General features: G+C 71.1%; 25 protein-coding genes and 1 tRNA gene. 11 read left to right on the forward strand and 15 right to left on the reverse strand.

The window, feature by feature from the left end:
- Window positions 1-96: 96 nt before the first annotated feature.
- On the reverse strand, window positions 97-1773 hold the full coding sequence (locus AB0B55_RS15600; RefSeq protein WP_357123781.1) for an MDR family MFS transporter: 1677 nt from the start codon (window positions 1771-1773) through the stop codon (window positions 97-99).
- Window positions 1774-1904: 131 nt separating this feature from the next.
- Window positions 1905-2447: a type 1 glutamine amidotransferase domain-containing protein gene (locus AB0B55_RS15605; protein ID WP_357123778.1), complete on the reverse strand. Its 543-nt coding sequence runs from the start codon at window positions 2445-2447 to the stop codon at window positions 1905-1907.
- Between the two features lie 124 nt (window positions 2448-2571).
- Here AB0B55_RS15605 and rfaE2 point away from each other — a divergent pair, with 124 nt between their 5' ends.
- Window positions 2572-4368, forward strand: a complete 1797-nt coding sequence (gene rfaE2, locus AB0B55_RS15610) for a D-glycero-beta-D-manno-heptose 1-phosphate adenylyltransferase (RefSeq protein WP_357172003.1) — start codon at window positions 2572-2574, stop codon at window positions 4366-4368.
- Window positions 4365-5240 (forward strand): glycosyltransferase family A protein, encoded by an 876-nt coding sequence (locus tag AB0B55_RS15615; protein WP_357172004.1) that lies wholly within the window; start codon window positions 4365-4367, stop codon window positions 5238-5240. Before rfaE2 ends, AB0B55_RS15615 begins: the two co-directional genes overlap by 4 nt.
- Here the strand turns inward: AB0B55_RS15615 and AB0B55_RS15620 are convergent.
- Genes AB0B55_RS15620 through AB0B55_RS15630 form a run of 3 tightly spaced genes read right to left on the reverse strand, consistent with a single transcriptional unit; the run spans window position 5230 to window position 7390 of the window.
- Window positions 5230-6336 (reverse strand): glycosyltransferase family 9 protein, encoded by a 1107-nt coding sequence (locus AB0B55_RS15620; RefSeq protein ID WP_357172005.1) that lies wholly within the window; start codon window positions 6334-6336, stop codon window positions 5230-5232. The genes AB0B55_RS15615 and AB0B55_RS15620 overlap by 11 nt on opposite strands.
- A gap of 8 nt (window positions 6337-6344) precedes the next feature.
- Window positions 6345-6893, reverse strand: a complete 549-nt coding sequence (locus tag AB0B55_RS15625; RefSeq protein ID WP_357172006.1) for an Hsp20/alpha crystallin family protein — start codon at window positions 6891-6893, stop codon at window positions 6345-6347.
- The gene (locus tag AB0B55_RS15630) at window positions 6890-7390 is read right to left on the reverse strand and encodes a DUF2231 domain-containing protein (protein WP_355049234.1); all 501 of its coding nucleotides are present in this window, start codon (window positions 7388-7390) and stop codon (window positions 6890-6892) included. Before AB0B55_RS15630 ends, AB0B55_RS15625 begins: the two co-directional genes overlap by 4 nt.
- Before the next feature lie 165 nt (window positions 7391-7555).
- Between AB0B55_RS15630 and AB0B55_RS15635 the strand changes: the two genes are divergently transcribed.
- Window positions 7556-8173 carry a pyridoxamine 5'-phosphate oxidase family protein gene (locus AB0B55_RS15635; RefSeq protein ID WP_357123763.1) on the forward strand — a complete coding sequence of 206 codons (618 nt, stop codon included), beginning with the start codon at window positions 7556-7558 and terminating at the stop codon, window positions 8171-8173.
- A gap of 25 nt (window positions 8174-8198) precedes the next feature.
- Here AB0B55_RS15635 and AB0B55_RS15640 read toward each other — a convergent pair whose 3' ends face one another.
- On the reverse strand, window positions 8199-8963 hold the full coding sequence (locus tag AB0B55_RS15640) for an SGNH/GDSL hydrolase family protein (RefSeq protein WP_357172007.1): 765 nt from the start codon (window positions 8961-8963) through the stop codon (window positions 8199-8201).
- A 279-nt stretch (window positions 8964-9242) separates the two neighbouring features.
- Here AB0B55_RS15640 and AB0B55_RS15645 point away from each other — a divergent pair, with 279 nt between their 5' ends.
- From AB0B55_RS15645 to AB0B55_RS15680, 8 genes are all read left to right on the forward strand, one after another.
- Entirely contained in the window at window positions 9243-9887 is a 645-nt protein-coding gene (locus AB0B55_RS15645) for a class I SAM-dependent methyltransferase (RefSeq protein WP_357123756.1), read from the forward strand.
- An 82-nt stretch (window positions 9888-9969) separates the two neighbouring features.
- Entirely contained in the window at window positions 9970-10827 is an 858-nt protein-coding gene (locus AB0B55_RS15650; RefSeq protein WP_357123753.1) for a patatin-like phospholipase family protein, read from the forward strand.
- A 94-nt stretch (window positions 10828-10921) separates the two neighbouring features.
- Window positions 10922-11176 carry a hypothetical protein gene (locus AB0B55_RS15655; RefSeq protein WP_355049238.1) on the forward strand — a complete coding sequence of 85 codons (255 nt, stop codon included), beginning with the start codon at window positions 10922-10924 and terminating at the stop codon, window positions 11174-11176.
- Window positions 11173-12501 carry a type VII secretion integral membrane protein EccD gene (eccD, locus tag AB0B55_RS15660; protein ID WP_357123749.1) on the forward strand — a complete coding sequence of 443 codons (1329 nt, stop codon included), beginning with the start codon at window positions 11173-11175 and terminating at the stop codon, window positions 12499-12501. The genes AB0B55_RS15655 and eccD overlap by 4 nt, the downstream gene beginning before the upstream one ends.
- A gap of 13 nt (window positions 12502-12514) precedes the next feature.
- Window positions 12515-13453: a hypothetical protein gene (locus tag AB0B55_RS15665; RefSeq protein ID WP_357123745.1), complete on the forward strand. Its 939-nt coding sequence runs from the start codon at window positions 12515-12517 to the stop codon at window positions 13451-13453.
- Between the two features lie 12 nt (window positions 13454-13465).
- Window positions 13466-17422, forward strand: coding sequence for a type VII secretion protein EccCa (gene eccCa / locus AB0B55_RS15670; protein ID WP_357172008.1), 3957 nt, complete (start codon window positions 13466-13468; stop codon window positions 17420-17422).
- A complete protein-coding gene (locus AB0B55_RS15675; RefSeq protein ID WP_357172009.1) occupies window positions 17422-17781 on the forward strand; it encodes a hypothetical protein in 360 nt (119 codons plus the stop codon). Before eccCa ends, AB0B55_RS15675 begins: the two co-directional genes overlap by 1 nt.
- On the forward strand, window positions 17778-18737 hold the full coding sequence (locus AB0B55_RS15680) for a DUF6177 family protein (protein WP_357172010.1): 960 nt from the start codon (window positions 17778-17780) through the stop codon (window positions 18735-18737). The genes AB0B55_RS15675 and AB0B55_RS15680 overlap by 4 nt, the downstream gene beginning before the upstream one ends.
- 25 nt (window positions 18738-18762) lie before the next feature.
- On the opposite strand, the gene AB0B55_RS15685 is transcribed toward AB0B55_RS15680, so the two are convergent.
- The 9 genes from AB0B55_RS15685 to AB0B55_RS15725 all read right to left on the reverse strand — a co-directional run bounded on the left by AB0B55_RS15685 (window position 18763) and on the right by AB0B55_RS15725 (window position 25404).
- Window positions 18763-19344 (reverse strand): dihydrofolate reductase family protein, encoded by a 582-nt coding sequence (locus AB0B55_RS15685; RefSeq protein ID WP_357123732.1) that lies wholly within the window; start codon window positions 19342-19344, stop codon window positions 18763-18765.
- 64 nt (window positions 19345-19408) lie between these two features.
- Window positions 19409-20239 (reverse strand): helix-turn-helix domain-containing protein, encoded by an 831-nt coding sequence (locus tag AB0B55_RS15690; RefSeq protein ID WP_357172011.1) that lies wholly within the window; start codon window positions 20237-20239, stop codon window positions 19409-19411.
- 75 nt (window positions 20240-20314) lie between these two features.
- Window positions 20315-20611 carry a hypothetical protein gene (locus AB0B55_RS15695; RefSeq protein ID WP_357123726.1) on the reverse strand — a complete coding sequence of 99 codons (297 nt, stop codon included), beginning with the start codon at window positions 20609-20611 and terminating at the stop codon, window positions 20315-20317.
- A 19-nt stretch (window positions 20612-20630) separates the two neighbouring features.
- A complete protein-coding gene (locus AB0B55_RS15700) occupies window positions 20631-21326 on the reverse strand; it encodes a hypothetical protein (RefSeq protein WP_357123723.1) in 696 nt (231 codons plus the stop codon).
- On the reverse strand, window positions 21323-23734 hold the full coding sequence (locus tag AB0B55_RS15705) for a hypothetical protein (protein ID WP_357172012.1): 2412 nt from the start codon (window positions 23732-23734) through the stop codon (window positions 21323-21325). Before AB0B55_RS15705 ends, AB0B55_RS15700 begins: the two co-directional genes overlap by 4 nt.
- A complete protein-coding gene (locus AB0B55_RS15710) occupies window positions 23731-24090 on the reverse strand; it encodes a DUF6507 family protein (protein WP_355049251.1) in 360 nt (119 codons plus the stop codon). The genes AB0B55_RS15705 and AB0B55_RS15710 overlap by 4 nt, the downstream gene beginning before the upstream one ends.
- 38 nt (window positions 24091-24128) lie before the next feature.
- A complete protein-coding gene (locus AB0B55_RS15715; RefSeq protein WP_357172013.1) occupies window positions 24129-24431 on the reverse strand; it encodes a pore-forming ESAT-6 family protein in 303 nt (100 codons plus the stop codon).
- Between the two features lie 17 nt (window positions 24432-24448).
- A complete protein-coding gene (locus AB0B55_RS15720) occupies window positions 24449-24784 on the reverse strand; it encodes a hypothetical protein (protein ID WP_357123716.1) in 336 nt (111 codons plus the stop codon).
- 546 nt (window positions 24785-25330) lie between these two features.
- Window positions 25331-25404, reverse strand: a tRNA-Thr gene (locus AB0B55_RS15725).
- Window positions 25405-25490: the final 86 nt, after the last annotated feature.

Consider the following 25490-nt stretch of genomic DNA (forward strand, 5'->3'; position numbering starts at 1 on the left):
TCATTGGCAGGTTGCCGGCCGCCGCGGAGAGCTCCGGACCTCTCCGCCCCGAACCACCCGGCCGGCCGCCGAGGAGCGGTCCGGGCGACCGCGCGGTCAGATCATCGTCTGGGACTTGGCCTCCATGTCGGCGGCGGCCTCTTCCTTGGACTCGCGGGTCAGCGGCTTACCGCCCGGTGCCGGCGCCTCGCCGCCGAGCGGGTCGGCCCCGCCCTTGGCACCCTGCGGGCCGGCACCCCGCAACTCGCTGTTGGGCATCGCCAGGGTCACCAGCACCGCCACGATGGCGACGAGTCCGGCGGTCAGGAAGACCAGGTGCAGCGACTCCACGAACGACGCCTGGATAGCGGCCCGCACGGCACCGGGCAGCGCCATGATCGTCGCGGGGTCGTTGATCGAGATGTTCGTGCCGCCGCTCGCCGCCACCGCGGCCCGCTGTTCCGGTGGGAGCTGGGCGATCGCAGCGGGCAGCCGGTCGGCAAGCTGCGAGTTGAGCCGCGACGAGAGCACCGTGCCAAGGATCGCCACCCCGAACGAACCACCCAGCGACCGGAAGAACGTCGCCGACGAGGTACCGGCGCCCAGGTCACGGACGGAGACCGCGTTCTGCACCGCGAGGACGAGCGACTGCATGCACAGACCGAGGCCGACGCCGATCACCACCATGAAACCGAACGCCACCCAGAGCGACGTACCCACCTGCAACCGGGTGAACAGCAGCATGCCGACCAGCAGGGTCGCCGCCCCGGCCACCGGGAACCACTTGTAGCGGCCGATCCGGCTCATCGCCCGACCGGTGACGATCGAGGTGACGATGATGCCCGCCATCATCGGCAGCATCAGCAGACCGCTGCGGGTCGGCGAGGCGCCCTTGACGATCTGGAGGTACAGCGGGATGAAGATGATCGACCCGAACATCACCAGACCGAGCACGAAGCCGGCCGAGTTGGCCAGCGCGAACGTGGCGCTGCGGAACAGCCGCAGCGGCAGGATCGGCTCGGCGACCCGCGCCTCCTGAAGCACGAAGAGCGCGGCCAGCACCGCACCGGCGACGAAGAGACCGATGATCAGCCCGGAACCCCAGGGGTACTCGTTGCCGCCCCAACTCAGCGCGAGCAGGAGGCTGCTCACCCCGGCCACCAGCAGGCCGGCACCGAGCCAGTCGATCGCGTGGTCCCGCCGCTCGAACGGGATCAGCCGCATCACGTGGTAGCAGACCACGATGGCCAGGATCGCGAGCGGCACGTTGATGTAGAAGATCCACCGCCAGTCGGTCTCGGCGAAATACCCACCGACCAACGGTCCCGCCACCGACGCGATGCCGAACACCGCGCCGAAGAGCCCCTGGTAACGGCCCCTCTCCCGAGGTGAGACCACGTCCGAGATGATCGTGAACGCCAGCGTCAGCAGACCACCGGCACCGAGCCCCTGGATGCCGCGCGTGATGATCAGCTGGGTCATGTTCTGCGACAGCCCGGCCAGCAGCGACCCGAGCAGGAATGTGCCGATCGAGAAGAGGAAGACCGGGCGACGCCCGTACAGGTCGGCCATCTTGCCGTACAGGGGCGTCGACGCGGTCGAGGCGAGCAGGTACGCCGTGACCACCCACGAGTAGTGGTTGATCCCGCCCAGCTCACCGACGATCGTCGGCAGGGCCGTACCGACAATCGTCTGGTCGAGGGCGGCCAGCAACATGCCGGTCATCAGACCCAGCATGAGCAGCCGGATCTGCTGGCGATTCAGCACCGGGGCAGCGGAGGCGTCGGCAGTCATACGCCCCTCTTTCCCGCACACCCCAGAACATGCGCGCAACCGCCGACCTATGCCGCGGTGATCAAGAGGTTTGCGTCACGACACGCCGGTCGGGATGACGCAAACCTCTTGATCACCGGGGAAATGGGGGGTTAGGCGGCGGCGAAGGATTTGGTGATTTGGGTGCAGAAGGCGGGGAGGTCGTCGGGGTTTCTGCTGCTCACCAGGTTGCCGTCTGCTACGCACTCCTCGTCCACCCAGGTTGCGCCGGCGTTGGTCAGGTCGGTGCGCAGGCTGGGCCACGAGGTGATCTTCCGGCCGCGCACCACGTCCGCCTCGATCAGCGTCCACGGGCCGTGGCAGATCACCCCGACCGGCTTGCCGGCCTCGAAGAACGCCTTCACGAACCGCACCGCGTCCGGATCCGACCGCAGGAAGTCCGGGTTCGCCACCCCTCCGGGCAGCACGAGCGCGTCGTACCCGGCGGCGTCCGCCTGGTCCGCGGTGACGTCGACGTCGTACGTCTTGGACTGGTCGAGGTGGTTGAAGGACTGGATGGAACCGGGCTTGAGCGAGACCAGCTCCACGGTCGCGCCGGCGTTCTCGACCGCCTCGCGCGGCTGGACGTACTCGACCTCCTCGACACCGTCGGCGGCCAGGAAGGCGATCCTCTTACCCTGCAATGTCGCTGCCATCTCGGTACATCTCCTCTCCGGGGTTCCTCAGTTCCCTTCCCGCGCCCTACCGCCCGAAACACCCCACGAGGGGCGTCACATCGGCCCAGGTTTGGCCCGGGGGCCGCTGGGGACCCGGGGAGGCATGGCAGGAGCAGCAGCGGAACAGCGCAGGCTCGCCACCGTCGTGGAGAGCTGGCTCGGGCGTCCGGTCCTGATCGTCGGTGACGCCATGCTGGACGAGTGGCGGTTCGCCGAGTCCGACCGGCTCTGCCGGGAGGCGCCCGCCCCGGTCCTGACCCTGCGTCGACGGATCTCCGCTGCCGGTGGGGCGGCGAACACCGCCGTCAACGTCGCCACCCTCGGCGGTCGGGCCGTGCTGGTGGCACCGGTCGGCGCGGACGTCGCCGGGGACGAACTGCACGACTGTCTGGACCGGGCCGGCGTCTGGGACCGTACCGTCAACCAACCTGGCCGACCCACCCCCGTGAAGCGGCGGATGCTGGCCGGCAACCAGATCCTGCTCCGGGAGGATTCGGGTGACCCCGACGACGCGCTCGACCCGGACGGCGTGACCCGGCTGCTCACGGCGCTGGACTGCGCCACCGAGGAACTGCGCGCCGCCGCCGACGGCGAGGCGCCGACCCTGGTGGTCTGCGACTACGGCCTGGGGGCGCTGCCCGCGCCGGTCCGCGCGTGGCTGGTCGAGAACCGCGAGCGGTACGCCACGGTCGCGCTGGACGCCCACGACCTCGCCGACTGGCGGGGGCTCGCGCCGACCGTGGTCACCCCGAGCTTCGCCGAGGCGACCCGGTTGCTGGCCCGCGCCGGTGGCGCGACCCGTACGACGGCCGGCACCGACCTGCACCTGGAGCACCCCGACATCGATCCGGCCGACGGGCCGTCCGAGTTGAGCGTGGGGGCCGCCCCGGGCGGGGCCCGCGTCGACGACCGTCCCGGCCCGGTCGGCGAACCCACGCCGGGCGAGAGTCGGGTGGCCCTCACCGGCGACGGTCTGAGCGTCACCGGAACGGGCGTCACCGTGAACACCGAGGCCGGAGCGGGTGTGGACCGGGCCGTGCTGGCCGAGTCGCGCCTGGCGGAGTTGCACGCCCACACGGGGGCGGACGTGGTCGCGGTGACCCTGGACACCGACGGCGCGGTGGTCGGCGGCGCGGACGGCGAGCGGCGGCGCAGCCACAGCACCCCGGTCCCGGCGAGCCACGCCGTGGGAGCGGGAGACGCCTACCTGGCGGCGATGACCCTGGCCCTGGCCGCCGCCGCGCCGCTGCCCACCGCCGCGCAACTCGCCCAGCTCGCGGCCACGATCACGGTCTCCGACACCGGCACCTGTGTGTGCCTGCGCGACGACCTGCTCGCCGCGCTCGACATGCCGCCGGAGGCCAGCGGGCACCCGGCGGTGGTCGGCACCGACGAGTTGGACGCGATCGTCGCCGAACACCGCGAGGCGGGACGGTCGGTGGTGTTCACCAACGGCTGCTTCGACGTGCTGCACCCCGGGCACGTGCGCTACCTGGAGCAGGCCCGCGCGCTGGGCGACCTGCTCATCGTGGCGGTCAACTCGGACGGCAGCGTACGCCGGCTCAAGGGTCCGGACCGGCCGGTCAACCCGGTCGAGGACCGTGGCGCCCTGCTGGCCGCGCTGTCCTGCGTGGACCACGTGGTGGTGTTCGAGGAGGACTCGCCCGCCGCGCTGATCGAGGCGGTCCGGCCGGACGTCTACGTCAAGGGCGGGGACTACCCGCCCGAGCTGGTGCCGGAAGCGCCGCTGGTACGGCGGCTCGGCGGTCAGGTGCGGACCCTCGGATACGTGGCGGACCGGTCCACCTCGGCGATCATCGAACGGATCCGGTCCTACGGTCAGGACCCGTCGTCGTACGCCTCCGATCCGTCGTTGAGCACCCGTACCCAGTCGTCGTGAACCGGCCCCTCGCCCTCGGCACGCCGGCGGAGTTCCGCGTCGACCGGCTCGTCGACGTGCTGATCCCGACCCGTAACCGGCCCACCGAGCTGGCCGTCACCCTGGCCGGGCTCGCCGCGCAGGAGGGGGTGCCCGGCTTCGGCGTGGTGGTCAGTGACCAGTCCGACGGCGACCCGGCGTACGCCCACCCGGCGGCGGCCACCATGGTTCGGGCGCTGCGGCACGCGGGCCACCCGGTGCTGCTGACCCGCCGGCTGCCGCGCCGGGGACTGGCCGAGCACCGCGCGTACCTGCTCGATGCGTCGGCCGCCCGGTACGTGCTCAACCTCGACGACGACGTCTGGCTGGAGCCGGGGGCGCTGCGCCGGCTGGTCACCGCGATCGAGGAGCTGGGCTGCGGGTTCGTGGGCAACGGCGTGCACGGTCTGTCGTACGTCGACGACGTCCGTCCGGACACGCACGGGCACTACGAGGAGTGGGCCGGACCGCCCGCGCCGGAGCGGATCCGCCCGGGCACCGTCGAGTGGGAACGCGCCCGGATCCACTCGGCGGCCAATCTGCTGCACGTCACCGCCACGGTGGGGCTGCCGCCGGGCGCGTGGCGGGCGTACAAGGTGTCCTGGATCGGCGGCTGTGTGCTCTACGACCGGGCCAAGCTCCTCGACTCCGGTGGGTTCGACTTCTGGCGTCGGGTGCAGGAGCGGCACCAGGGTGAGGATGTGGCCGCCCAGCTCGCGGTGCTGACCCGGCACGGCGGGGCGGGCATCCTGCCCAGCGGCGCCTACCACCTGGAGACCCCCACCACGGTCACCGAACGGGACGTGGAGGCGTGGGAGGTCGTCCTCGCCGACGAGGGCTTAACTATGGGTTGAGCAGTTCGCGGGCCGCCTCGCGCACTTCGGCCACGGGGACGTCGGTGACGAACGAGTCGCGGTGCGGGCACTCCCCGTCGCCCGGTCGGTGCGGATAGATGCCGGGCGTGCAGTCCACCCCGCAGACCGGGCAGTGCACCATCCACGAGGTGATCGGCCGGTGCCGGCCGCGCAGCGGCGTCGCCGTGTTGATCAGGTTGCCGACCCAGAAGATGCCCACCGTGGGCGTACCCACCGCGCCGGCCAGGTGCAGCGGGCCGGTGTCGTTCGAGACGACCAGAGCGCAACCGGCGTAGCAGCCGGCCAGCCCGCCGAGGCTGAGCGTGCCCACCTGCGGCCGCACCGGGGCCACGGCCGCCGCGACCACCCGGTCCACGACGTCCCGCTCCGCCGGCGTACCGGTCACCAGCACCTCGTAGCCGTCGTCGTGCAGCGCGTCCGCCACCTCGGCGAACCGCTCGGCCGGCCAGCGCCGTCGCGTGTCGCTGGCACCGGGATGCAACGCCACCCGGGGTCGCTCCGGCGGGCCGAGCACCCGCTCCGCCTCCGCCCGGTCCGCGTCGGTGACCGCCAGCGTCGGCACGATCGTGGTGGCCGGAGCGCCCACCAGCGCCACCGTCTCCAGGTAGCGGATCACCTCGTGCTGGTAGTACACGTAGCGGAGCCACCGGTCCAGCGGCGGCGCGTCCTCGGCGCGCAGCCCGACGGTCACCCGGGCGCCGAGCCGACTGATCAACGGGTTGGAGTTCGCGCCGCCACCGTGGAGCTGCACCGCCAGGTCGAAGCTCTCGTCCCGGGCCGCCGCCACGAAGTCGTCCACCGTCGAGGTCGACTCGTCGGCCACCGGCTCGCGGATGCCCGGCCCCGGCGGCACCACCAGCACCCGGTCCACCGGGCCGGGCCGGTCGCGCCAGAGCTTCGCGTGCCACGGCGCTCCGAGCAACACGATCTCCGCCGAGGGGTACGCGGCACGCAGCGCCTCCAACGCCGGCAGGACGAAGATGAAGTCGCCGAGGGCGTTGGCGCGCAGCACCGCGATCCGCCGCACGTCGTCGACTCGCCCGGCCGTCGGGCCGAGCAGGGACGGGGTGACCACCTGGCCCGCTACGGCCGGTCGATCTCGCCGACCGCGTCCGGGTGGTGCAGCTCCCGGTCCGCGGCGGGGTCGGCCGGAACCGGCGTACCCCCGGACAGGCCGCCGGAGCGCGGCCCGGTGCGGCCGACGGTGATGGTGCGCGGCGCGGGCCGCGCCGCCCGGGGCAGGTGGACCCGCAGCAGCCCGTGGTCCATCACCGCGTCGATGCCCTCCGGGTCGACCCGCGACGGCAGGTCGACGCGGTACTCGAAACCCCGGGTCTCGAAGCCACCGGGGATGCCCTGGTCGGCGTTGACCTCCGCCTCGGAGCGGCCCCGCACGCACAACTCGCGGTCGTCCAGCTCGACGGCGACCTCCTCCGGCGCGACGCCGGGCAACCGCACGACGACCTGCCAACCGTCCGCGGTCTCGGTCAGCTCGACGTCGGACGCCCCGGCCCGGCCGCCGACCAACCGGCTCAGCTCGGCGCGCAGCGACTGCAACTCGCCCATCGGGTCCCAGCCCTGCTGCCGGCTGCGCCACCCCCGACCGAAACCACCGGCCTGCTGCTCGGTCATCGCGCGTCTCCGATCCGCTGGGTGGTGGGTCGCAGTGAGCTGGGCGCGTTCAGATCGGCGTCGGGGTCGACGCCCACACCGAGCCGGTCGACAAGTTCGCCACCGAGCCAGGCGCTGATGCCGAGGATCGCCACCGCGACCACCTCGATGGCGATCAGCGCGCCGCCGGCGGCCCGCGAGTCCGCGTTGAGCCGGACCGCCCAGACGGCGGCGAAGAGCAGGATCACCGCGACGTTCGCGCCCGCATGCAGCAGACCGACCCGCTTCGCGCGGGTGCCCGTCGGGATCGCCAGCAGGTCGAACGAACCGGCCGCCGCGGCCAGCAGGCCGCCGATCAGACCGACGGTGATGTTCCAGTACGCGACCTCGCCGAGGAAATCGGGGCCGCCAACGGTGTCAATGATGTCGAAGAGCACCGCCGTGACCAGCAACGCGACCGGGAACATGACAAGCATTGGATGGACTGGGTGACCCAGCACCTTGAGTCGACTCTCCATGTCCCGGCCTCCACTGGTCGGCGCTCCTGCGGACGGTACGTGCGGCGGGCGTGTCGAGTGAGGCCGTACCCCCGGCTACCAGGGGCAAACCTCGATGGCCACGCGGGCCTAGGCTGGCGACGGTGGCGCGCCCGCCACCCTGGTCAACGGCTCAGGGAGGATCACGTGACGGTGGAGATCACCACGCACGAGGAACTACGCGAGCTGCTCGGGACGCCGCACCCCCGGGCCGCCAACAAGGACCGCCCCCGCCTGCACGAGCGCGACCGGCAGTGGCTCGCCGCCGCGCCGTTCTGCCTGGTGGCGACGGCCGGCGCGGACGGCACCTGTGACGTCTCCCCGAAGGGCGACCCGGCCGGGTTCGCGCTGGTGCTCGACGACACGACCATCGCGCTGCCGGAGCGGCCGGGCAACAAGCGGGCGGACGGCTACCGCAACATCCTGGACAACCCGCACGTCGGGCTGCTGTTCCTGATCCCGGGCCGCACCGACACGCTGCGCATCAACGGGCGGGCCCGCCTGGTGCGCGACGCTCCCTGGTTCGACGACATGGTCGTCAAGGGACACCGGCCGGTGCTCGCCGTGGTGGTGGAGATCGAGCAGATCTTCTACCACTGCGCGAAGGCGTTCCTGCGGTCCGCGCTGTGGCAGCCGGAGACCTGGCAGCCCGACGTGCTGCCGTCCCGCGCCCGCCTGATCAAGGAGGTCGAGGCGCCCGTCGAGAGCCTGGAGGAGTTGGAGAGGCACTACGGCCCGGAGTACGCCAAGAAGATCTACGTCTGAATCGGCGGCGACGAGCGGACACGCGTCACGAGTTGAGGTTCATCGTCCTGCAGGGGGTCCAGTCACCGACCGGATGGTCCGGCCGACGGCCGACCAGCCCACACGGCAGTGGCGCGAGCGGTACACCCAGCCGTGGGGCGATGGTGTTGTAAGCCAGCCTGCCCATCACGTCGTAGCCACCCGGTGTGGGGTGCACCCCACACTCGTCCAGATAGCCTTCGGGGATGGGCTGGTAGTCGATCCACGTCGGTACGCGGTCGCCGAACTCGTCGATGACCTTGATGCTGCGGTAGATCGCGTCGTTGACGACGGCCTCGCTCGCGGGGAGCCAGGCCGGGCTCGGGCCCGGTGGGGTCGTGCAGCCGGTCGTGCCATGGCCGGCGCTGTACTGCACCCACGCCGGGTACATGACGACGTCCGGGTCCATGTCCAGTGCGATGTCGAAGAGTGTCCGGTAGGTGCGCTCGAAAGCGGTGATCTGTGTCGCCGTGGCGGTCGACAGATTGTTGTTGGTCCCGCAGTTCAGCAGGATCAGGTCGGGCTGGTGCGTGCTGACGAGGTCCGCCATCCGTGTCGTCCAGTAGCCGCAGGTCGTACCCCCCACCGCCGCGACGGCGAAGGTGTGCGGGACGCAGTTCTCGGTGAGCAGTCGCCCCAACTCCGCACGGTAGGCAGGGCTCACCGAGCCGGCCATCGTCGCGCCCTCGGTGATCGAGTCGCCAACGGTCAGGATCTTCATCGTCGGCCGCGCTGGCGTGGGACAGGCGACCGCTGCGGCGTGAGCGGTCACGGGTGCTCCCCCGGGCGCGGACAGAAGGGCCGCCACGAGGGCGAGTGCGATGACGCCCAACAGCACCGGGCGGCGGTTCATCGACGCTCACCCGACGCCGAACCCACCGCGCGTTGCTCCCCGTTCGCCGGGCAGGCGGGCAGGTCCGAGGTTCGGCGAAGAAGAGGTCTGGCGGCGCGACTGTCGTTCATGGCGCTGACCGTACGCTCAGCAACCCCCGACAGAGGTGGAGCCCCCAGGGGGCCGGCACAGGTGACCGTCGGCCGATAATCTTCCATGATGGACGCGGACGACTGGCTGGCCGACACGCGCACCTCGTACGACACGGTAGCGGTCAGCTACGCCGACCTCGTCCGCGACTTTCTGGCCAGCGCACCCTACGAGCGGGCCGCGCTGGCGCTGTTCGCCGAACTCGTCCGCGCCGCGGGCGGCGGTCCGGTCGCGGACGTGGGGTGCGGCACCGGTCGCATCACCGCCCACCTGCACGAGCTGGGTCTCGACGTGTTCGGCATCGACCTGTCCCCCGGCATGCTGGCGGTGGCCCGCCGCGACAACCCCGACCTGCGGTTCGAGATGGGCTCGATGACCGACCTCGACCTGGCCGACGGCTCGGTGGCCGGTCTGCTCGCCTGGTACTCGCTCATCCACGTTCCGGACGAACGGCTCGGTCAGGTCCTCGCGCACTTTCGCCGGGTGGTTCGGCCGGGCGGCCCACTGCTGGTCGGCTTCCACGTGGGTGACGAGACGACGCTCAAGACCGAGGGGTACGGCGGCCACCCGATGCGGGTCCACGTGCACCGTCGCCGGCCGGCCCGGATGACGGCCTGGCTGCGCGACAACGGCTTCGCGGTCGAGGCGGAGATGACGGTCACCTCGCCGGAGAGCAAGCTCGGCGGGATCATCTTCGGCCGACGGAAGCCCTGAGCCAGCAGTTGTCGGCCCTCCAGGTCCCCTGCTAGCGTCAAACTGCGAACAGCGTTAGCGGTAACATGGCGGGAGGATGGCGATGACGGACGACACGCGGCCGGTCTGGGTGCTCGGTGGCGGTGGAGTCGCCGGCATCGCCTGGGAGGTGGGCGTCCTCGCCGGCCTCGCCGACGAGGGACTGACCGTGGGCCCGGACGCGGTGCTTCTCGGCACCAGCGCCGGCGCGGTGGTGGGCGCCCAGATCGCCAGCGGCACACCCCTGCCCGAGCTGTACGAGCGCCAGCGTCAGGGCGTACCCCACGAGACCGGGCCCGCGCTGGGCCTGCTCAGCCTCCTGCGGCTCGCCCGGGCACAGCTGTTCGCCCGCAGCCCCGAGCAGGCCGCCCGTCGCCTCGGCAAGCTCGCGCTCGCGGCACCCATCGACGACCCGTCGCGGCAGCGCCGGATCGCCGAGGCCCGCCTCCCCGACCACAACTGGAAGGACGCCGACCTGCGCGTCACCGCCGTCGACGTCGAGTCCGGCGTCCTGCGCCTCTTCACGCGGCACGACGGCGTACCCCTCGTGGACGCGGTCGCCGCGAGCTGCGCCATGCCGCAGTCCGCCGCTCCGGTCGCCATCGACGGTCACCGGTACATGGACGGCGGCATGCGATCCAGCCTCAACCTGGACCTCGCACCCGGGAACGGCCCGGTGATCGCCCTCGCGCCCAGCACCGCCGCCATCGGGCCGTGGGCCCGGATCGAGAAGCAGCGCGCCGCCCTGGGTAAGGGCCGCCCGGTCGAGCTGCTGCTGCGCGACACGGCCTCCAAGCGGGCGCAGGGCGCGAGCGTGACGGACCGGTCCGTGGTACCCGGGCTCGTGGCCGCCGGACGGGACCAGGGCCGGCACGAGGCAGCCCGAGTGGCCGCCGCACTCGGAGCCACCGGCCCTTCATAGGTTGATCATCGTCGACGCGTTGGCGTGGCAGGCTCACCGGCAGCGCGTGATCGTCGCCCCCAATCGAATTAGCGGCCGTGGATAGAATCGAGCCGTGGCCCGGGAATTCGACACCCAGCTCATCGAGTCGGTCGCGGTTCGCCGTGCCCGCATGCGGGAGCTGCTGCTGTGGGGCAGGCAGCGCCGCGTCCGCGCCACGGGTGACGGCTTCCGTTGGCTGCGGGCCGGTCTCGTGCTCGCGGCGGTGGCCTGCGCCGTGTGTGTGGGCTGGTCCTTCCTGCAGAACGTCGTCGCCGAGCAACAGCGGGCACGCAACCCGGCAGCGGTTCAGCCGACAGGCCAGCGATGACCGGTCCGCAGACCCTCGCGTCCGCCGGCCACCTCAGTCGGGTGACCCTGGCCGGGCCACACCGCCGCATCGACCTCGTGTTGCCCGCCGACGAACCACTCGGCCTGCTGCTGCCCGAGGTCGTCGCCCTCGTGGGCCACCCACCGACGGACGATTCGCGCGGCTACCAGATCAGCACCCTCGACGGTACGGTGCTCGATCCCGCCGGCAGTCTGCGGCAGGCCGCCGTTCCCGACGGCGCCCTGCTCCGGGTCGATCCCATCTCGGAGGCACCACCGGCGGCGATCGTCCACGACGTCTCCGACGAGGTCGGCGACGATCTCACGCGTCGACGCGGCCGGTGGGGTGACGTCCCTCGGACGTGGACCGCCACCACCGCCTGCCTGGTGGCCGCCACCACGGCCGCCCTGTTCTCCGGCCCACGACTCGGTCCCGCCCTGGTCAGCGTCGTCGGTGGCGCGGTCGCCCTGGCCGGCCTCCTCCTCGGAGTGGCGGGCCGACGGGCCGTCGGGGTGGCGGTGCTGCTGAGCGGCGCCGCGATCGTGACGACCACCGTGCCCGGTTGGACCGACACCGGCGCCGGACAGCTGGCGCTGTGGGCCGTGGTGATCGGCTGCACCGTCCTGACCGTGGGCGCGGCGACGGGCAACGGCCGCGCCGGCCTCCTCGGTGGCGGGACAGCACTCCTCCTGGTCGCGGGCTGGGGCACCCCGCTGCTGTTCGGCGTCTCCGACGAGCGGACCGCGGCGGTGATGGCGATCGCGTCGGTGGGCGTGCTGGGATTGCTACCCCGGTTCGCGCTGATCACCTCGGGCCTCACCCGCCTCGACGACCGACGCAGCAACGACGAGCCGGTGAACCGCGTATCCGTACAGGCCGCCGTCGACTCCGCGCACAGAGGACTGGCTGTCGCGGCGATCGCGGCGGCGACCTCGGCGACGCTCGCCGGGCTCGTCCTGGCGGCCACGCCGGGTCCGTGGCCACTGACGCTGGCAGTCCTCGTGGCCGCCGCCCTGCTGCTGCGGATGCGCGCCTTCCCGCTGGCGGCCGAAGTGGTGGCGCTGGTGACCGGCACGCTGACCGTCGTGGGTGGCCTGCTGCTGAGCTGGATACACCAGCGACCCGAGACGTGGTGGGCCACCGCCGTGGCGGCCCTCGGTGTCTGCGCGGTGTCCCTGGCGATCCTGGCGTACCGGCCGCCGCCACACATCCTGGCGCGGGGCCGACAGGTCGCTGACCGCGTCGAAGCCCTCACCGTGATGGCGCTGGTGCCCGTCGCCGTAGGGGTGTTCGGGCTCTACTCACGCCTACTCGACACCTTCTGAGAGAGGGGGTGGCATGAGCGCTCCTCCGGTGCCGCGAACCGCACCGCCGGCCGGTCCCTCGGTGGCCGAACCGAACAATCCGCCGATCGCACGCCGTCCCCCCTCCGGCGACTCCGCGCTACGGCGTACCTGGCGCAGCGCCAGCCAGATGTTCGCCAGCGGCCGGCAGAACCGGGAACTCACCGACCTGGCGGCCGAGGTGCAGTCGCCCGTACACACCGGCCGGCGCATCGCGGTGGCCTCCGTGCAGGGTGGCGCCGGGAAGTCCACGGTCGCCGCGCTGCTGGCGTCGGTGTTCGCGGCCCGTCGTGCCGATCCGGTCCTCGCCGCGGACGCCGACCCGTACGAGGGCTCACTGACCTGGCGGCTCGGCGTGCCGAGCGAGCCGTCGCTGCACCAGCTGGCACCCGGCCTGCTCGCGGCACGAGGCGGCGACCTACGCGAGCTGGCACCACTCCTACCCCGCACCGGGACGGGCCTCTGGGTGCTGCCGGGCGGCACCACCAACGCGAACCTGTGCACCGCGGTCACCCGCGCGCTGTCGCGCCTCTTCGCCGTCACCGTCACCGACTGCCCACCCGGCCTGGAGGCCCGTACCCCGGCGGGGGTGATGGCCGACGCGCACGCCGTGGTGCTCGTCGCGGCGGCCACACCCGACGGGGTACGGGGCACCTACCAGGCCCTCCGTCGGATCGTCGACGACGGGTACGGGGCGTGGCTGGACCGGGTCGTCGTCGTGCTGAGCGCGGGCAACCCGCACGGCCGCTCGACGCTGGACCAGCGCGCGGCACGGGAGCTGATCGGGCAGACCGGCGTACCGGTGGTGGCGCTGCCCTACGACCGTCACCTGGCCGCCGGCGCGCTCATCACGCCGTCACGGATCGGCGAGGCGACACTCGTGGAGGTGACCCGCGCGGCCGCGTTGGCCCTGACCCGCGCCCGGCAGACCTGACCGGAGGACCGCATGTCGACGCGCATGGTGCACCGCCCGGCCCGGATGGCCCGCCCGATGTCAACGATGGACCCGCTGGTGCTGGACCCGCCACCGCAACTGCCCGACGGCCGGTCCGCGATGGGGCTACAGGCGCTGCTGCCGATGGCCGGCGCGGGCGTGGCCATGAGCATGATGATGTTCCTGCGTGGCTCGGGGTTCGCGGCCCTCGGCGCGGTGGTGATGGTGGCGGCGCTGGGCGCCGCCGGAGCGATGTACCTCACCCAGCTGGGCAAGGCCGGCCGACAGCGCCGCGCGCAGCGCGAGCGCTACCAGGACTATCTGGAGGAGCTGCGGGACCAGCTGCGCGAGAGCGAGCAGCGGATGCGTACGGAGGCCAGCCTCCTCGACCCGCCCGTGAACCGGCTGCTCGACGTGATCCGCAGCCCCGCCCGGCTCTGGGAGCGCCGACGCGCCGACATCGACTTCCTGCACGTACGACTGGGTGTGGGCGCGCTGCCGGTGCGACCCATCGAGCTGCGCGAGCAGAGCACGCCCACCAACCCGCTCGATCCGTTCATGCGTCACGAGGCGCGTTCACTGATCCGCCGCTTCGCGCTGACACCCGGGCTGCCCCTGCGGGCGAACCTCGACTGCGCCGGGGACGTCAGCGTGATAGCGCCGAACCACGCGGAGGCAGTGGCCGTCGCCAGGGCGATCCTCGTGCAGGTCGCCACGTTCCACGCACCGGACGACGTGACGCTCGCGATCATCACCACTCCGGAACGGGCCCGGGACTGGCGGTGGGCGCGGTGGCTGCCCCACCTGCTCGACCGGACCTCGATCGGCCCGTCCGGCCCGACCCCGCTGCTGGTCACGACGGCGCAGACGCTCGTGGAACTGCTCCGCGACGACCTGGAGGAGCGGGCCACCAGCGCGCTCAAGGCGTTCCGCCACGGTGGCGGGCGAGCCGAGGCGAAGGCCCGACCGCGCCTGCTGGTCATCGACGACGCGCACGGGGAGCTGGCTCGCGTGCTGGCCAGCCCCGACCCGACGGTCGGACTGGACAGCCTCGGCGTCACGGTGGTCCACCTGCTCGCCGACCGGCTGCACGAGCCCGGCGACGTCTCCCGCCGGATCACCATCGACGGCGACTCGGTCACCCTGGAGGACCTCACCGCGTCCCCCGCCATGACCGTACGAGGCACCCTCGACGCGGCGCCGGGTCCGCTCGTGGAGGGACTGGCCCGCAGCGTCGCACCGCTGCGACTGTCCGCCGACTCCTACGACGACGGCACCGGCACCCCACCGGCCGACTTCCAGGATCTGTTGGGCCTGTCCGACCTCACCGACCTCGACCTGACCAGCCTCTGGCGGCCACGTGGAGAGCGAGACTTTCTCCGTGTCCCGATCGGGGTCGATCCCGCCGGGCGTCCGGTGCTGCTCGACCTGAAGGAGCCCGCGCAGCTCGGCATGGGGCCGCACGGGCTGTGCGTCGGGGCGACCGGCTCGGGCAAGAGCGAGCTGCTCCGTACGCTCGTGCTCGCCCTGGCGGCGAGTCATCCGCCGGAGCGGATGGCGATGGTCCTCGTGGACTACAAGGGCGGGGCCACCTTCGCGCCGTTCAGCGACCTACCGCACCTGGCCGGGCTGATCACCAACCTGGCGGCCGACGCGGCGCTGGTGGAGCGGATGTACACGAGCCTCGACGGCGAGGTGCAGCGCCGCCAACAGGTGCTCGCCGACGCCGGCAAGGTCACCGACATCACCGAGTACCAGATGCTCCGCGCCCAGGGTGAGCGCAGCGACCTACCCCCACTGCCCCACCTCCTCGTGCTCATCGACGAGTTCGGTGAACTGCTCGCCGCCAAGGCGGAGTTCATCGACCTGTTCCTGCGCATCGGTCGGATCGGGCGGTCCATCGGCGTGCACCTGCTGCTGTCCAGCCAGCGCGTCGAGCAGGGCAAGATGCGCGGCCTGGAGAACTATCTCGCCTACCGGATCGGCCTGCGTACGCTCACCGAGATCGAGTCGCGCACCGTCCTCGACACGGTCGACGCGTTCCACCTGCCGCCGCTGCCCGGGAACGGGTACCTGAAGGTCGACGTGTCGATCTACCAGCGGTTCAAGGCCGCCTACGTGTCCGGCCCGCTCGACGAGGGTGCGGACGCCGAGCTCGCCCCGATCGTCGGACCGCTGGCGAAACCGATGCCGATGTTCGGAACCGCCCGCGCCGACGTCGACGAGAGCGCGCCGGCCGAGCCGACGGCCACCCGGCGCACCACCGGACCGACCCTGCTGTCCACGGTGGTACGGCAGATGGCGGCGAGCGGGCAGCGCGTCCCGGCGATCTGGCTACCGCCCCTGCCGTCGCTGCTCACCCTCGACGAGATGGCCGGCGGAGTGAGCACCACACCCGATGGCGTACGCCTGGGGATGAGCCCGCCGCCCGGCGGTGGATTGCCGGTTCCGCTGGGCCGACTCGACGACCCGGCCCGCCAGTGGCAGGGCCCCTGGGTGCTGAACCTCGCGGGGAGCGGCGGCAACCTGCTCATCCTGGGCGGGCCCGGCAGCGGCAAGACAACGGCGCTGCGCACCCTCGCGCTCAGCCTGTCCACCACCCGCCGTCCCACCGACGTCGGGATCTACGGCATCGACCTGCTGGGAAACGGCCTGTCGGGGCTCGCCGAGCTGCCCCACGTCGGCGGCGTCGCGGGACGCGAGGACCGTGAGCGTGTTCGCCGTGTCGTCGACGAGGTGCACGCGATGCTCACCCGGCGGCAGCGCATCTTCACCCGCCACCAGTTCGACACGGTCGAGGACCTGCGGAACGCCGACGAAGCCGTACGCACCGAGGTCGGCTGCGTCGACGTGGTGTTGCTGATCGACGGGTACGGACAGCTCAACGCCGAGTTCGAAGGTCTCGAAGGCAAGGTGCACGGCCTGCTCGCCCGGGGCGGTCGCTACGGCATCCACGTGGTCGGCACGGCCCGGCGATGGAACGAGGTCCGCGCCGCCCAGCAGGTCGCCTTCGCCAACCGCGTCGAGCTGCGGCTCACCGAGCCCGCCGAATCCAGCATCGACGGCAGGCAGGCCCGAGCCGTACCACCGGACCAGCCTGGTCGGGCGCTGACCAGCGAGAAGTTGTTCGCCCAGGTGGCGCTTCCCCGCCTGGACGGGGTCGCCGACCCGGCGGTCGCCGGTCTGGTCGCGGCGGCCCGATCGGTACGGGCGGCCTGGACGGGCGCGCTGCCGCCGCCGGTGCGGGTCCTGCCCGCCGTGCTGCCCGTGGCCGACCTGGCCGGCGCGCCCTCCGGTCACGGGGTGGTTCCCTTCGGCCGCTACGAGCACGACTTCTCCACCGCCGCCCTCGACCTCTTCGGCCGCGACCAGCACCTCCTCGTGCTCGGGGACCCTCGGACGGGCAAGACGAACCTGCTGCGGCTGGTCGCCGAGGAGTTGATGGGGCAGTACGACTCCGAGGAACTCGTCTTCGCCGTGTTCGACCCGCGTCGTGCCCTCGCCGACGTGGTGCCCGACTCCTACTGCGGCGGGTACGCCCCGAACCCGGCGCTCGCCCAGCAACTCTCCAGGGCGGTCTCCGACGAGCTGGCGAAACGGCAGTCGCCGGAGGCGGCGCGTACCCGGATCGTGCTGCTCATCGACGACTACGACATCCTGGCCGCGTCGGCCACCCAGCCGCTCGGCGCGCTGGTGCCGCACGTGGCGGCCGGCCGCGACACCGGGCTGCACGTCGTGATGGCCCGCCGGGTGGCCGGTGCCTCACGCGGCCTGTTCGAGCCGTTCCCGCTGGCCGTACGGGAGGCCGGCTGCCTCAGCCTGCTCATGTCGGGCGACCGGACGGAGGGCCAACTGTTCTCCGGCGTGCGGCCCATGGTCCTGCCGACCGGCCGCGCGCAACTGATCCGCCCCGGCGACGGTCCCCGCATGGTGCAGACCGCGTTCACCGGTGAGACGAAGGAGCACTGATGACGTTCGACACGGTGGCGCTGTGCCGCGCCGAGCCCGATGCGGCCGCGATGCTCGGGGCCCTGCTCGCGGCCGGCTCCGAGCTGAAGATGGACACCGTCGAGGCGGTCGGGCTGGTGCAACTGTTCGATCCCCTCGACGGGCGGCTCCTGCTGAGCGTCGAGGCCGCGCGCCTCGTGCGCGTACCCGGGGAGGCGCGGCGGCTCCTCGGCCTCGCGCCCGCCGACGACGTACCCGAGCCGGTGTGGTGGGTGGAGAGCCGGGCGCCGGGCGCGGACCCGCAGGCCGCGGACGTCGCCCGTCGCTTCACCGCCGCGCTGGTCGAGATCACCGGAGGGCGGACATGGGAGAGCCGATGAACGGCGCGACCGACACGATCACCGACCGGGCCGTCGTCCTGCACCAGGACCGGGCGGTGGTCGGCCTGGCACCGTGGCTCGCGCAGGCGGCCGTCGACGCGGTACGCGACGGTCTGCTGCTCCAGGTCGTCACGCCGGTGGACGGCGTCATCACGTACCCGTTCGAGACGATGCTCGCCCAGGCGCAGGGCCAGTGGGTGGTGCGGGCGGGCGAGGAGTACCGGGACGGCCTCACCGGTCTGCCGCTGCGCTGGGACGGTCACCGCTTCGCCAGACCCGACGCCGCGCAGACCGCTGGAACACTGCCCACGAACACACCGTGGACGGGTGGCCTGGAGATCCAGATCGTCACCATGCACCCCGCCACCGAGGCCCTGCGGCTGGGCGCCAGCGCCGAGGCCGCCGTGCGCGCCCTCACCGGCGCCGAGCCGACCGGTTGGGGCGTCGCGGAACCGGTCACCGAACCGTGGTCACGCCACGAACTCACCGCATTCTGTCGAACGCGCGCGCCGGCACCCACCAGCCTGACCATCGTCGGCGGCGACGACGAGACGACGACGCTCGGGGTCCTGACGGTCGAACGGGTCGACGTCGGCGTCCGCGAACAACTCCGGCTGGCCGGCCCGCCCCTGTCGGTCGTCGATGCGGCGACGCTCGAAGGACTCGCCGAGAAGTTGGCGGGTAGCGCCCGCAGCCTGATCGTGTCCGTGCATCCGGGCCGGTCCGGCGGGCTGCGGTCGAGCCGACCGAGCATGCCGGCGCTGCCGTGGGGCATCCTCGTCGGCCACCACGAAAACCCCGTCGAGTCCGAGCACGAGGTTGTCGTGGGTCGGCCCTTCGGGCGGGGTGCCCGACGGGCGTGGTGGTACCGGCTGGACGGCGGTCCGGGCGCGCCGTACGAGACGCTCGGCGCGGTGCTGCGTCGCTACGGCCTGAACGCCGGTTATGGCGGCTGACCCGCCGATCGCCTGACCACACCGGTCAGCGGCGCACCCGGTAGCGCAGGTGGAGCACCCGGTTGCCCTGAATCACCACGTCCGGATCCTCCAGCAGGTGCTGCGCGTCGACCGACCCGAAGTAACGTTTCCCGGAGCCGAGCACCACGGGTACGACGTCCATGCGTACCTCGTCGATCAGGCCTGCGGCAAGCACCTGGCCACCGACGTCGCCAGCGGCGACCTCGACCACGCGGTCACCCGCAAGCTCCCGCGCTCGGGCCACGGCCGCCTCGACGCCGCCGACGAAGTGGAACGGCGTCGCGGGGTCCCAGCTCTCGGGCGGCGGCCGGTGCGTCACGACGACCACGTGGTCGATCCCGCTCGGCGGCTTCCCGTCCCAGCCGTCCGTCAGATCGAAGACGTGGCGGCCGACGACCGTCACCCCGATCTGGTCCCAGTACGGCCGGGTGTAGTCGTAGGACGTCTGCGAGACCTTCACCATGCCGCTCTCGTCCAGCGGGACGTCACCGTTCGCCAGCCAGTCGAAGAGCGGTCCCGGCTGGTCGCTGTCGTCCGCGACGAAGCCGTCCACCGACACCGAGCCGTACATGACCACCTTGCCCACGGGCTCTCCTCTGCTCTGAGACGCCCCAAGGTAGCGTGCCGTGAGCTGCCGCTCTTGTAGAAAATCAATCGACCGGCAGCGGCCAACCGTCCAACACGTGGCCGGGGTGCTCGCGCAAGAACCGCCGCCGGACTTCGACGTACCGGGTCGGTGTGAGCCCGGTGAACGCTCGGAACTCGTGGCCGAAGTGGGCCTGGTCGAAGTAGCCCGCGCCGCTGGCGAGCTCGGCCCAGTCAACCGGCCCGGCAGGGTCGATCGTGAGCACGGTGGCGGCGAAGCGGTAGGTGCGGGCCAGCCGCTTCGGGGTAACGCCGACGTGATCCTTGAACCGCTGAACCAGGTGCGTGCTGCTGACGCCGGCCGAGACCCTCAGGTCGTCGATGGCCACTGCCCCGCTGGTCGCGGCGATGACGCTGCTCGTATGACGAACCAACCCCAGGCCGCTGGTCCCGCGCAGCCGTCGCATGAGCTCGTCCTCGAGCAGCGTCAGCATCTGGTGGGGCCCGTCCGCCGTAGCCAGCCGGTCGCGCAGCTCGGCAATGGCGGGCCGGCCCCACACCTGTTCCAACGTCACCGGCCGGTCACACAGCTCGACCGCGGGCATCGGTAGGAACGGCGCCAGTCCCCACGGCTTGACGTGCACGCCGACGGACCGGGTCCGAAGTGGGTACCCGAACTCCACGACGCGGGTGGGAGTGGTGACGACACAGCCGTCGGCGTACTCGACCGTCTCGATGTCGGTACCGGCACGAATGCGAAACGGCGCCCCGAGGTTGACGATGAGCAGCGCCGCCGGCATCGGCGGCAACATCAGCCGGGCGTACGGCGACGAACCCTCCAGGTAATAGAGGTCGTCGATCAGCGCGTCCAGCGGCGGTCGCGGCGCCCTGGACACGTACTCCACCTCGACAGTATCGCCGACGCCCCGCCGACATATCGCGTCAACACGTCGGTTCAGGGCGAGGCAACCCTAGACGCCTGTGCGCACGTAGTCCTCGATCGTGATGTCGCCGTGCTCATCCCCGCCGAGCTCGCGATAGCCCGCGATCTCCTCGAAGTCCTCGTCGTCGCTGAATTTAACGACAAGTCCGGCACCGGCGGTGTCGGCGAGAAACTTCCAGAGCGCCTGCGTGAGCTGGGGATCTTCGGAGGTCAAGTGGTTACCGATGGAGTATCCGATGACCGTCCCACTCGGCTCTCTCAGCCGCTTACCAAGCCCGATCATCAACTGGCGCGACGGACACACCAGGTAGCTTGAAACACTCACGCCCTTTCCCCCATGACAACTAGATCGGCTCGTGTTGGCGGTCGATGAACGCGCTCACACTCTCCGCCTCGGCGCGGGTCTTCTCGTGGAGGCCCGGATCGTTCGCCAGACGATCGAAGTAGCCCTTCTCCGCCGAGCCGTCGAGATCGAGAATCGCCGGAATGGTGACGATCGTCAGACGCCACTGCAGTCGAGGTGTGGCTTCCTTGAGGAGACTGACCACCCGGGCTCGTTCCGAATCGTCCAACTGGTCGGGCCCCACGTTGCGGAACCAGCGGACCAGGCTCTCTGTCGCTCCCTGCAGGATGAAGAAGGCCCATGATCGACCAATGCTGTCGATGACCTCGTCCGGTGGCGTCGTCCACGTGACGCCGAAGACGTCCTCCGAGTCCAGGTACGCGTCAGCCCAGGCGCGCACCTTCTCGGGCGTGACGTCGGCGAGAGTCGGCATCGACTGCTTCAGCCGGGTGTACAGAATGAACCAGTAGTCGTCGAAGAACGCCTTGGGAAGTCCCCAATCGGTGTCGTCGCCGTAACGGTCCCGGACGTCCACCAGATAGGCGAGGCACGTCTCCAACGCCCGCAGGGCTTCGGCCCGCTGTGGTGGGCTGGGCGGCAGCTCGCGCGTCGCCTTTCCACGCTCGACGGGATCCGCCAGTCGCCATGGGACTGGCACGGCGGCCAGCATTTCGGGGGTAACCCAGGGATCGGTCACAGGAAATCAACTCCGTAGGGCCTGAGGAAGTCACGTGCCGCTTCGAGATTCGGCAGGTGCTCGCCGAACCAGGCGCCCGGCTTGCGCATCGGATGCGCCGGGTCGGCTGCGGCCCGCTCCACCGCCTCCTGCAGCGAGGTCAACTGCTGCGGGGTCAAGGTACGCCCGCCGATGCTGATCGGTACGTTCTGATCGGCGAGCCGTTCAATCGCCATCTGTGGAGGATCGTTGCCAGCGCGGCTGAAAAGTCCCGTCCAGCCCTCATCGGTGCCGACCCGAACGCTCACCTCACGTCCCGGGGCACCGTTACGCCAGTCGAGCATGCGATCCAACTGAGCAGGATCGGATCGGAACTTGTTGGCCACGGTTTGTGCGGTGGCCTTGACCTCCGTCACGTGAACGTTGCCGTCGGCGGTCTGGTAGACGAGATCGCTTTCGGGGATGCGCCCGGTGTCGACGACCGTGCCGTTGCCCAGGTTGACCCGTTCACCGGCGACGACGTTCAGACCGATCTTGCTGCCGGGCGCCAGATCGCCGCTCTGCAGCACCTCGTTTGCGGCACGCAGCTCCGTCGCGGCCCCCTCGAAGGCAGACCGGTCCCCGCTGAGGTTGTTCAGCACGTCGCGGAAGATGTCTCCCTGTCGGTCGACGCCTCCCGCCAGCCGCCCGGAGTCCTGGAGGTCCATGAAGTCCCGCGCCGCCTGGTTGGCCATGCCGTCCGGCAGATCGGTACGGGAGAGCAGATCCTGGACTTGAGCCCGCGCTGCGGGATCGAGCCGGCCAGCCTGGTCGAGGAACCGCTGCTGCTCATCCGGCGTCAGATCCCGCCCACGATCGGCGTTTCCTCCGCCCGGCGGGTTCCCGTCGGGGGTGTTGCCACCAGGCCCGTTACCGTCCGGAAGGTTGCCACCAGGCCCGTTGCCGTCCGGGAGGTTGCCACCAGGCCCGTTGCCGTCCGGGAGGTTGCCGCCAGGCCCGTTACCGTCCGGGATGTTGCCGCCCGGAGTATTGCCCTCGGGGAGGTTCCCGCCCGGCGTATTGCCGTCAGGGATGTGCCCACCGGGGGCGTTGCCGTCCGGGATATGCCCACCGGGCGTCAGGTCACCGGGGACGTGACCGCCCGGCGTGTTCCCGCCAGGCAGATGGCCGCCCGGCCCGTTGCCGCCGTCCATGTGCATCGCGTCGCCACCGCGAACGTTGGGCATCTCGACGTCGAAGCCACGCCCGATCGGCACGTCGCCGGCGATCGCCGGAACCAACCCGAGCTGCGGGATCTTGATGTCGAACTTCCTGGCGAAGTTGATCGCCACCTCGCCGACGGTGGGCAGCTTGTCGAGCCAGTTACCGGTACGGACCAACGCGGCGCCGATCCGCGCGGCGGTGGCGCTGCCTCGAATGGTGTTGACCGCCGCGCCCGCGCCGCGCAGCCCGGAGGCGGCACCCTTGGTACCCACGATCGCTGAGACGATATTGAAGGTGGCCATGCCGGCGGCCTTCGACTTGTCCTCGCCCCAGGTGTCGTACGCGATGATGGTCTTGCCCGCGTTGAGCAGGAGGTTGCCCGCCTCGCGCTGCTCCATGAACGGCATGCCGACCGTCTGGTCGATCACGATCGTCACCGGGTTGACGTAGATCGAGACCGCCCACACGAACTTGCCGAGCCCCAGCCACGACTGACCGGCGGTGCCCCAGCTCCACTCACCCGTGGTGGGATCCCGGCCGATCAGCCCGCCCAGGTCTTGAAGCATGGTGACGAAACTGATGCCGATGCCGACGAAGTACGCCCCCACGTCGCCGAAGAAGCCGCGGTCGTGCTCCTCGTTGCTACCCCAGGGCAGGGCGCCGTCCTCACCGGCGGCGGCGTTCAGCGTGTCGGCGGTGAAGCCGTACTCGCCGTTGTCGGCCTGACCGTCGGCGTTGTCGGCCCGATACTGGAGGCCGCCGTACAGCGCGTTGATGGTGTTGGCGCACTTGCGCTGCGCCTCGAAGAACGCGGCCACCTGCGTGTTCACGGCGGTGATCAGGCCGTTGTGCTTGTCGACCTTGCCCTGGTCCTCGCGCCAGTCCTCGTCGTCCTTGATCGAGCCGACGAACTCCTCCGCCTGGCCCTTCAGCGCGGCGAGTTGAGCCTTGATCTCCTTGACCTCGGTGGCGTACGTGGCCAGCGCGGCCCCGACCGCCTGGATGTCCTCGCCCACCGAGGCCGACACCGTACGCACCGGGCCGGTGGCGGCGAAGAGCTGCGCCGCCTCTGGCGCCGTGTACACCGCCGCCAGCCCCTGCCAGGTGCTGTCGACCGCCTGGCCGGTGTTGGCGAAGTCGACGCCAGCGGTCCGAACCGTCTGCGCGTGGGTGGCCAGCGCATCCATGTTGCCGGGGATCTGCGGAATCTCCCCCGGATTGATCATCGGGGCACCGCCCCACCGCCCGGCCCCGGCATCGTGGCCGACGGGTCGGGTGCCGCCGCGGCACTGCGCTGCGCGTTCGCGGCCATCTCCAGATCACCTTCGACGTAGGCGTTCGTCGCCTGCGCCGCTGCCTGCATGCACGCCCCCGTGCGAGTGAACACGAACTCGAGATCCGTCCGAATCGACTCCACGAAGCCCTGAAGCGCCTGGCCCACGATCTCCGAACTGGACTCAGTGGCGGATCCCTCCAACGCCGAGTTCAAGCTCGTCATCTGCCCCTCGAAGGGCATGGCCGCGGCATGTGTACGAGTCAGGACGTCGCGCACTCCACCGGGGGAGATATCCCACGCGCTCACGCTCGTGCTCCCTCGTCAACAACTCGTCGGATAACGGCTCAACCGATCGACTGCACCGCAGAGCGGGCCCGGGACAGCGTCGTGTTCGCCGTCTCGTCGTTCTTCGTCATGGTGGTCTTGACCAGGTCGATGATCGTGCGGACCTCGCCCGCTCCCCGGTTCCACCGGTCCTCGACCGTCCGGTACTCCTCGGACACCCCATCGGCCTGGAAGTCGGCCATCGCGGCCGCGACGTCGGAGCTGCGCTGCGAGATCAGTGACTCGAGCCGCCCGATGATGCCGGCGAGGTCACCCTGCACCTGCTGCGACGTGCCGGTATCGAAACTGCGTCGGTCTGTCATGACTGTCACTCCCCGTGTCAGCGGCTGCTGGAGAACCTGGCGGCGTCGAAGTTCGCGGTGCCCTCGGACGACCTCGCATTGTCGGACATCTCGGTGTCACCCTGACCGAACGAGGAGTCCATTCCACTCTGGCCGCCCAGAATCGCACCCAGGGAGGAGTTCAGTTCGGCGGTGATCGAATCGGCGTTCGCCTTGAACGAATCGAATGCCACCCGCCCGGCCCCGTTGAAGTTGCCCTGCAACGGCTCGGCCGCGGTGATCAGTTGCTTGATCAGAGAACCGAGATCATCGGAGGAACCCTGCGTCTGCTTGGTCAGACTGCCGAGCGTCTGAGCCCCCATGTCGAACTTCATGCCACCACTCCCCGCTCCTCGACCGAACGTCCGCCATCAATGTTACGAGATCCACGCCAATTCATCCTCAGTGGATTTTCGGGTGGGATGGCGTTTGCCGGGAAATGCGCAGTGGCAACTTGTCGGGGCATCCTTGCGCCGGCCGCCGTCTCAGGCCGCACCCGTGAGGCGACACCGATCCGGCGGGCCAGCGCCCGCGCGCCCGCCGCGTCGCCCGACCCGAGCGCGGCGCCGATGAGGGACTCCTCGTCTGACATGTACCGCCACGCCCCCTCAAGCCGATCTCCGTTGAAGATCACCGCCGGAAGCACCTGCAACCAGCCGGCGTGCCGGCCGCTGCCGACTCTTCCGTCGCCAGCAGTCCGAGCGCGGCCGGTTTGCGGGCGGCTTTGACGTGTACGGCGGGCTGTTCGATAACGACCTGGAAGCGGGCGTCAACCGGTTGAACGGAGCGGTCGCAGGGTGCGGGCTGGCGCGTCCGGCGGCGGTGTCCTGGACCTTGAGAAACGGCGGAAGCCCAGGTCGATGACCTGGGCTTCCGTGCCGAGCCGCCTGACGGAATCGAACCGTCGACCTACGCATTACGAGTGCGTCGCTCTAGCCGACTGAGCTAAGGCGGCAACGATCAGCAAGTGTACGGCACCCCGTACCCCTGGGCCGAGCGGGATACCCCGACGCTCCCGCCGCCGCCAAACGGACAAGCACC

Source organism: Micromonospora sp. NPDC049107 (genome assembly GCF_040648595.1).
Classification (GTDB): Bacteria; Actinomycetota; Actinomycetes; order Mycobacteriales; family Micromonosporaceae; genus Micromonospora.

Excerpts from the sequence above, each read along its gene's own strand:
- AB0B55_RS15600 (WP_357123781.1), bottom strand. The coding sequence starts at position 1,773 with ATGACTGCCGACGCCTCCGCTGCCCCGGTGCTGAATCGCCAGCAGATC.
- AB0B55_RS15605 (WP_357123778.1), bottom strand. The coding sequence starts at position 2,447 with ATGGCAGCGACATTGCAGGGTAAGAGGATCGCCTTCCTGGCCGCCGAC.
- rfaE2 (WP_357172003.1), top strand. The coding sequence starts at position 2,572 with ATGGCAGGAGCAGCAGCGGAACAGCGCAGGCTCGCCACCGTCGTGGAG.
- AB0B55_RS15625 (WP_357172006.1), bottom strand. The coding sequence starts at position 6,893 with ATGACCGAGCAGCAGGCCGGTGGTTTCGGTCGGGGGTGGCGCAGCCGG.
- AB0B55_RS15630 (WP_355049234.1), bottom strand. The coding sequence starts at position 7,390 with ATGGAGAGTCGACTCAAGGTGCTGGGTCACCCAGTCCATCCAATGCTT.
- AB0B55_RS15645 (WP_357123756.1), top strand. The coding sequence starts at position 9,243 with ATGGACGCGGACGACTGGCTGGCCGACACGCGCACCTCGTACGACACG.
- AB0B55_RS15650 (WP_357123753.1), top strand. The coding sequence starts at position 9,970 with ATGACGGACGACACGCGGCCGGTCTGGGTGCTCGGTGGCGGTGGAGTC.
- eccD (WP_357123749.1), top strand. The coding sequence starts at position 11,173 with ATGACCGGTCCGCAGACCCTCGCGTCCGCCGGCCACCTCAGTCGGGTG.
- AB0B55_RS15665 (WP_357123745.1), top strand. The coding sequence starts at position 12,515 with ATGAGCGCTCCTCCGGTGCCGCGAACCGCACCGCCGGCCGGTCCCTCG.
- eccCa (WP_357172008.1), top strand. The coding sequence starts at position 13,466 with ATGTCGACGCGCATGGTGCACCGCCCGGCCCGGATGGCCCGCCCGATG.
- AB0B55_RS15675 (WP_357172009.1), top strand. The coding sequence starts at position 17,422 with ATGACGTTCGACACGGTGGCGCTGTGCCGCGCCGAGCCCGATGCGGCC.
- AB0B55_RS15680 (WP_357172010.1), top strand. The coding sequence starts at position 17,778 with ATGAACGGCGCGACCGACACGATCACCGACCGGGCCGTCGTCCTGCAC.
- AB0B55_RS15705 (WP_357172012.1), bottom strand. The coding sequence starts at position 23,734 with ATGATCAATCCGGGGGAGATTCCGCAGATCCCCGGCAACATGGATGCG.
- AB0B55_RS15715 (WP_357172013.1), bottom strand. The coding sequence starts at position 24,431 with ATGACAGACCGACGCAGTTTCGATACCGGCACGTCGCAGCAGGTGCAG.
- AB0B55_RS15720 (WP_357123716.1), bottom strand. The coding sequence starts at position 24,784 with ATGAAGTTCGACATGGGGGCTCAGACGCTCGGCAGTCTGACCAAGCAG.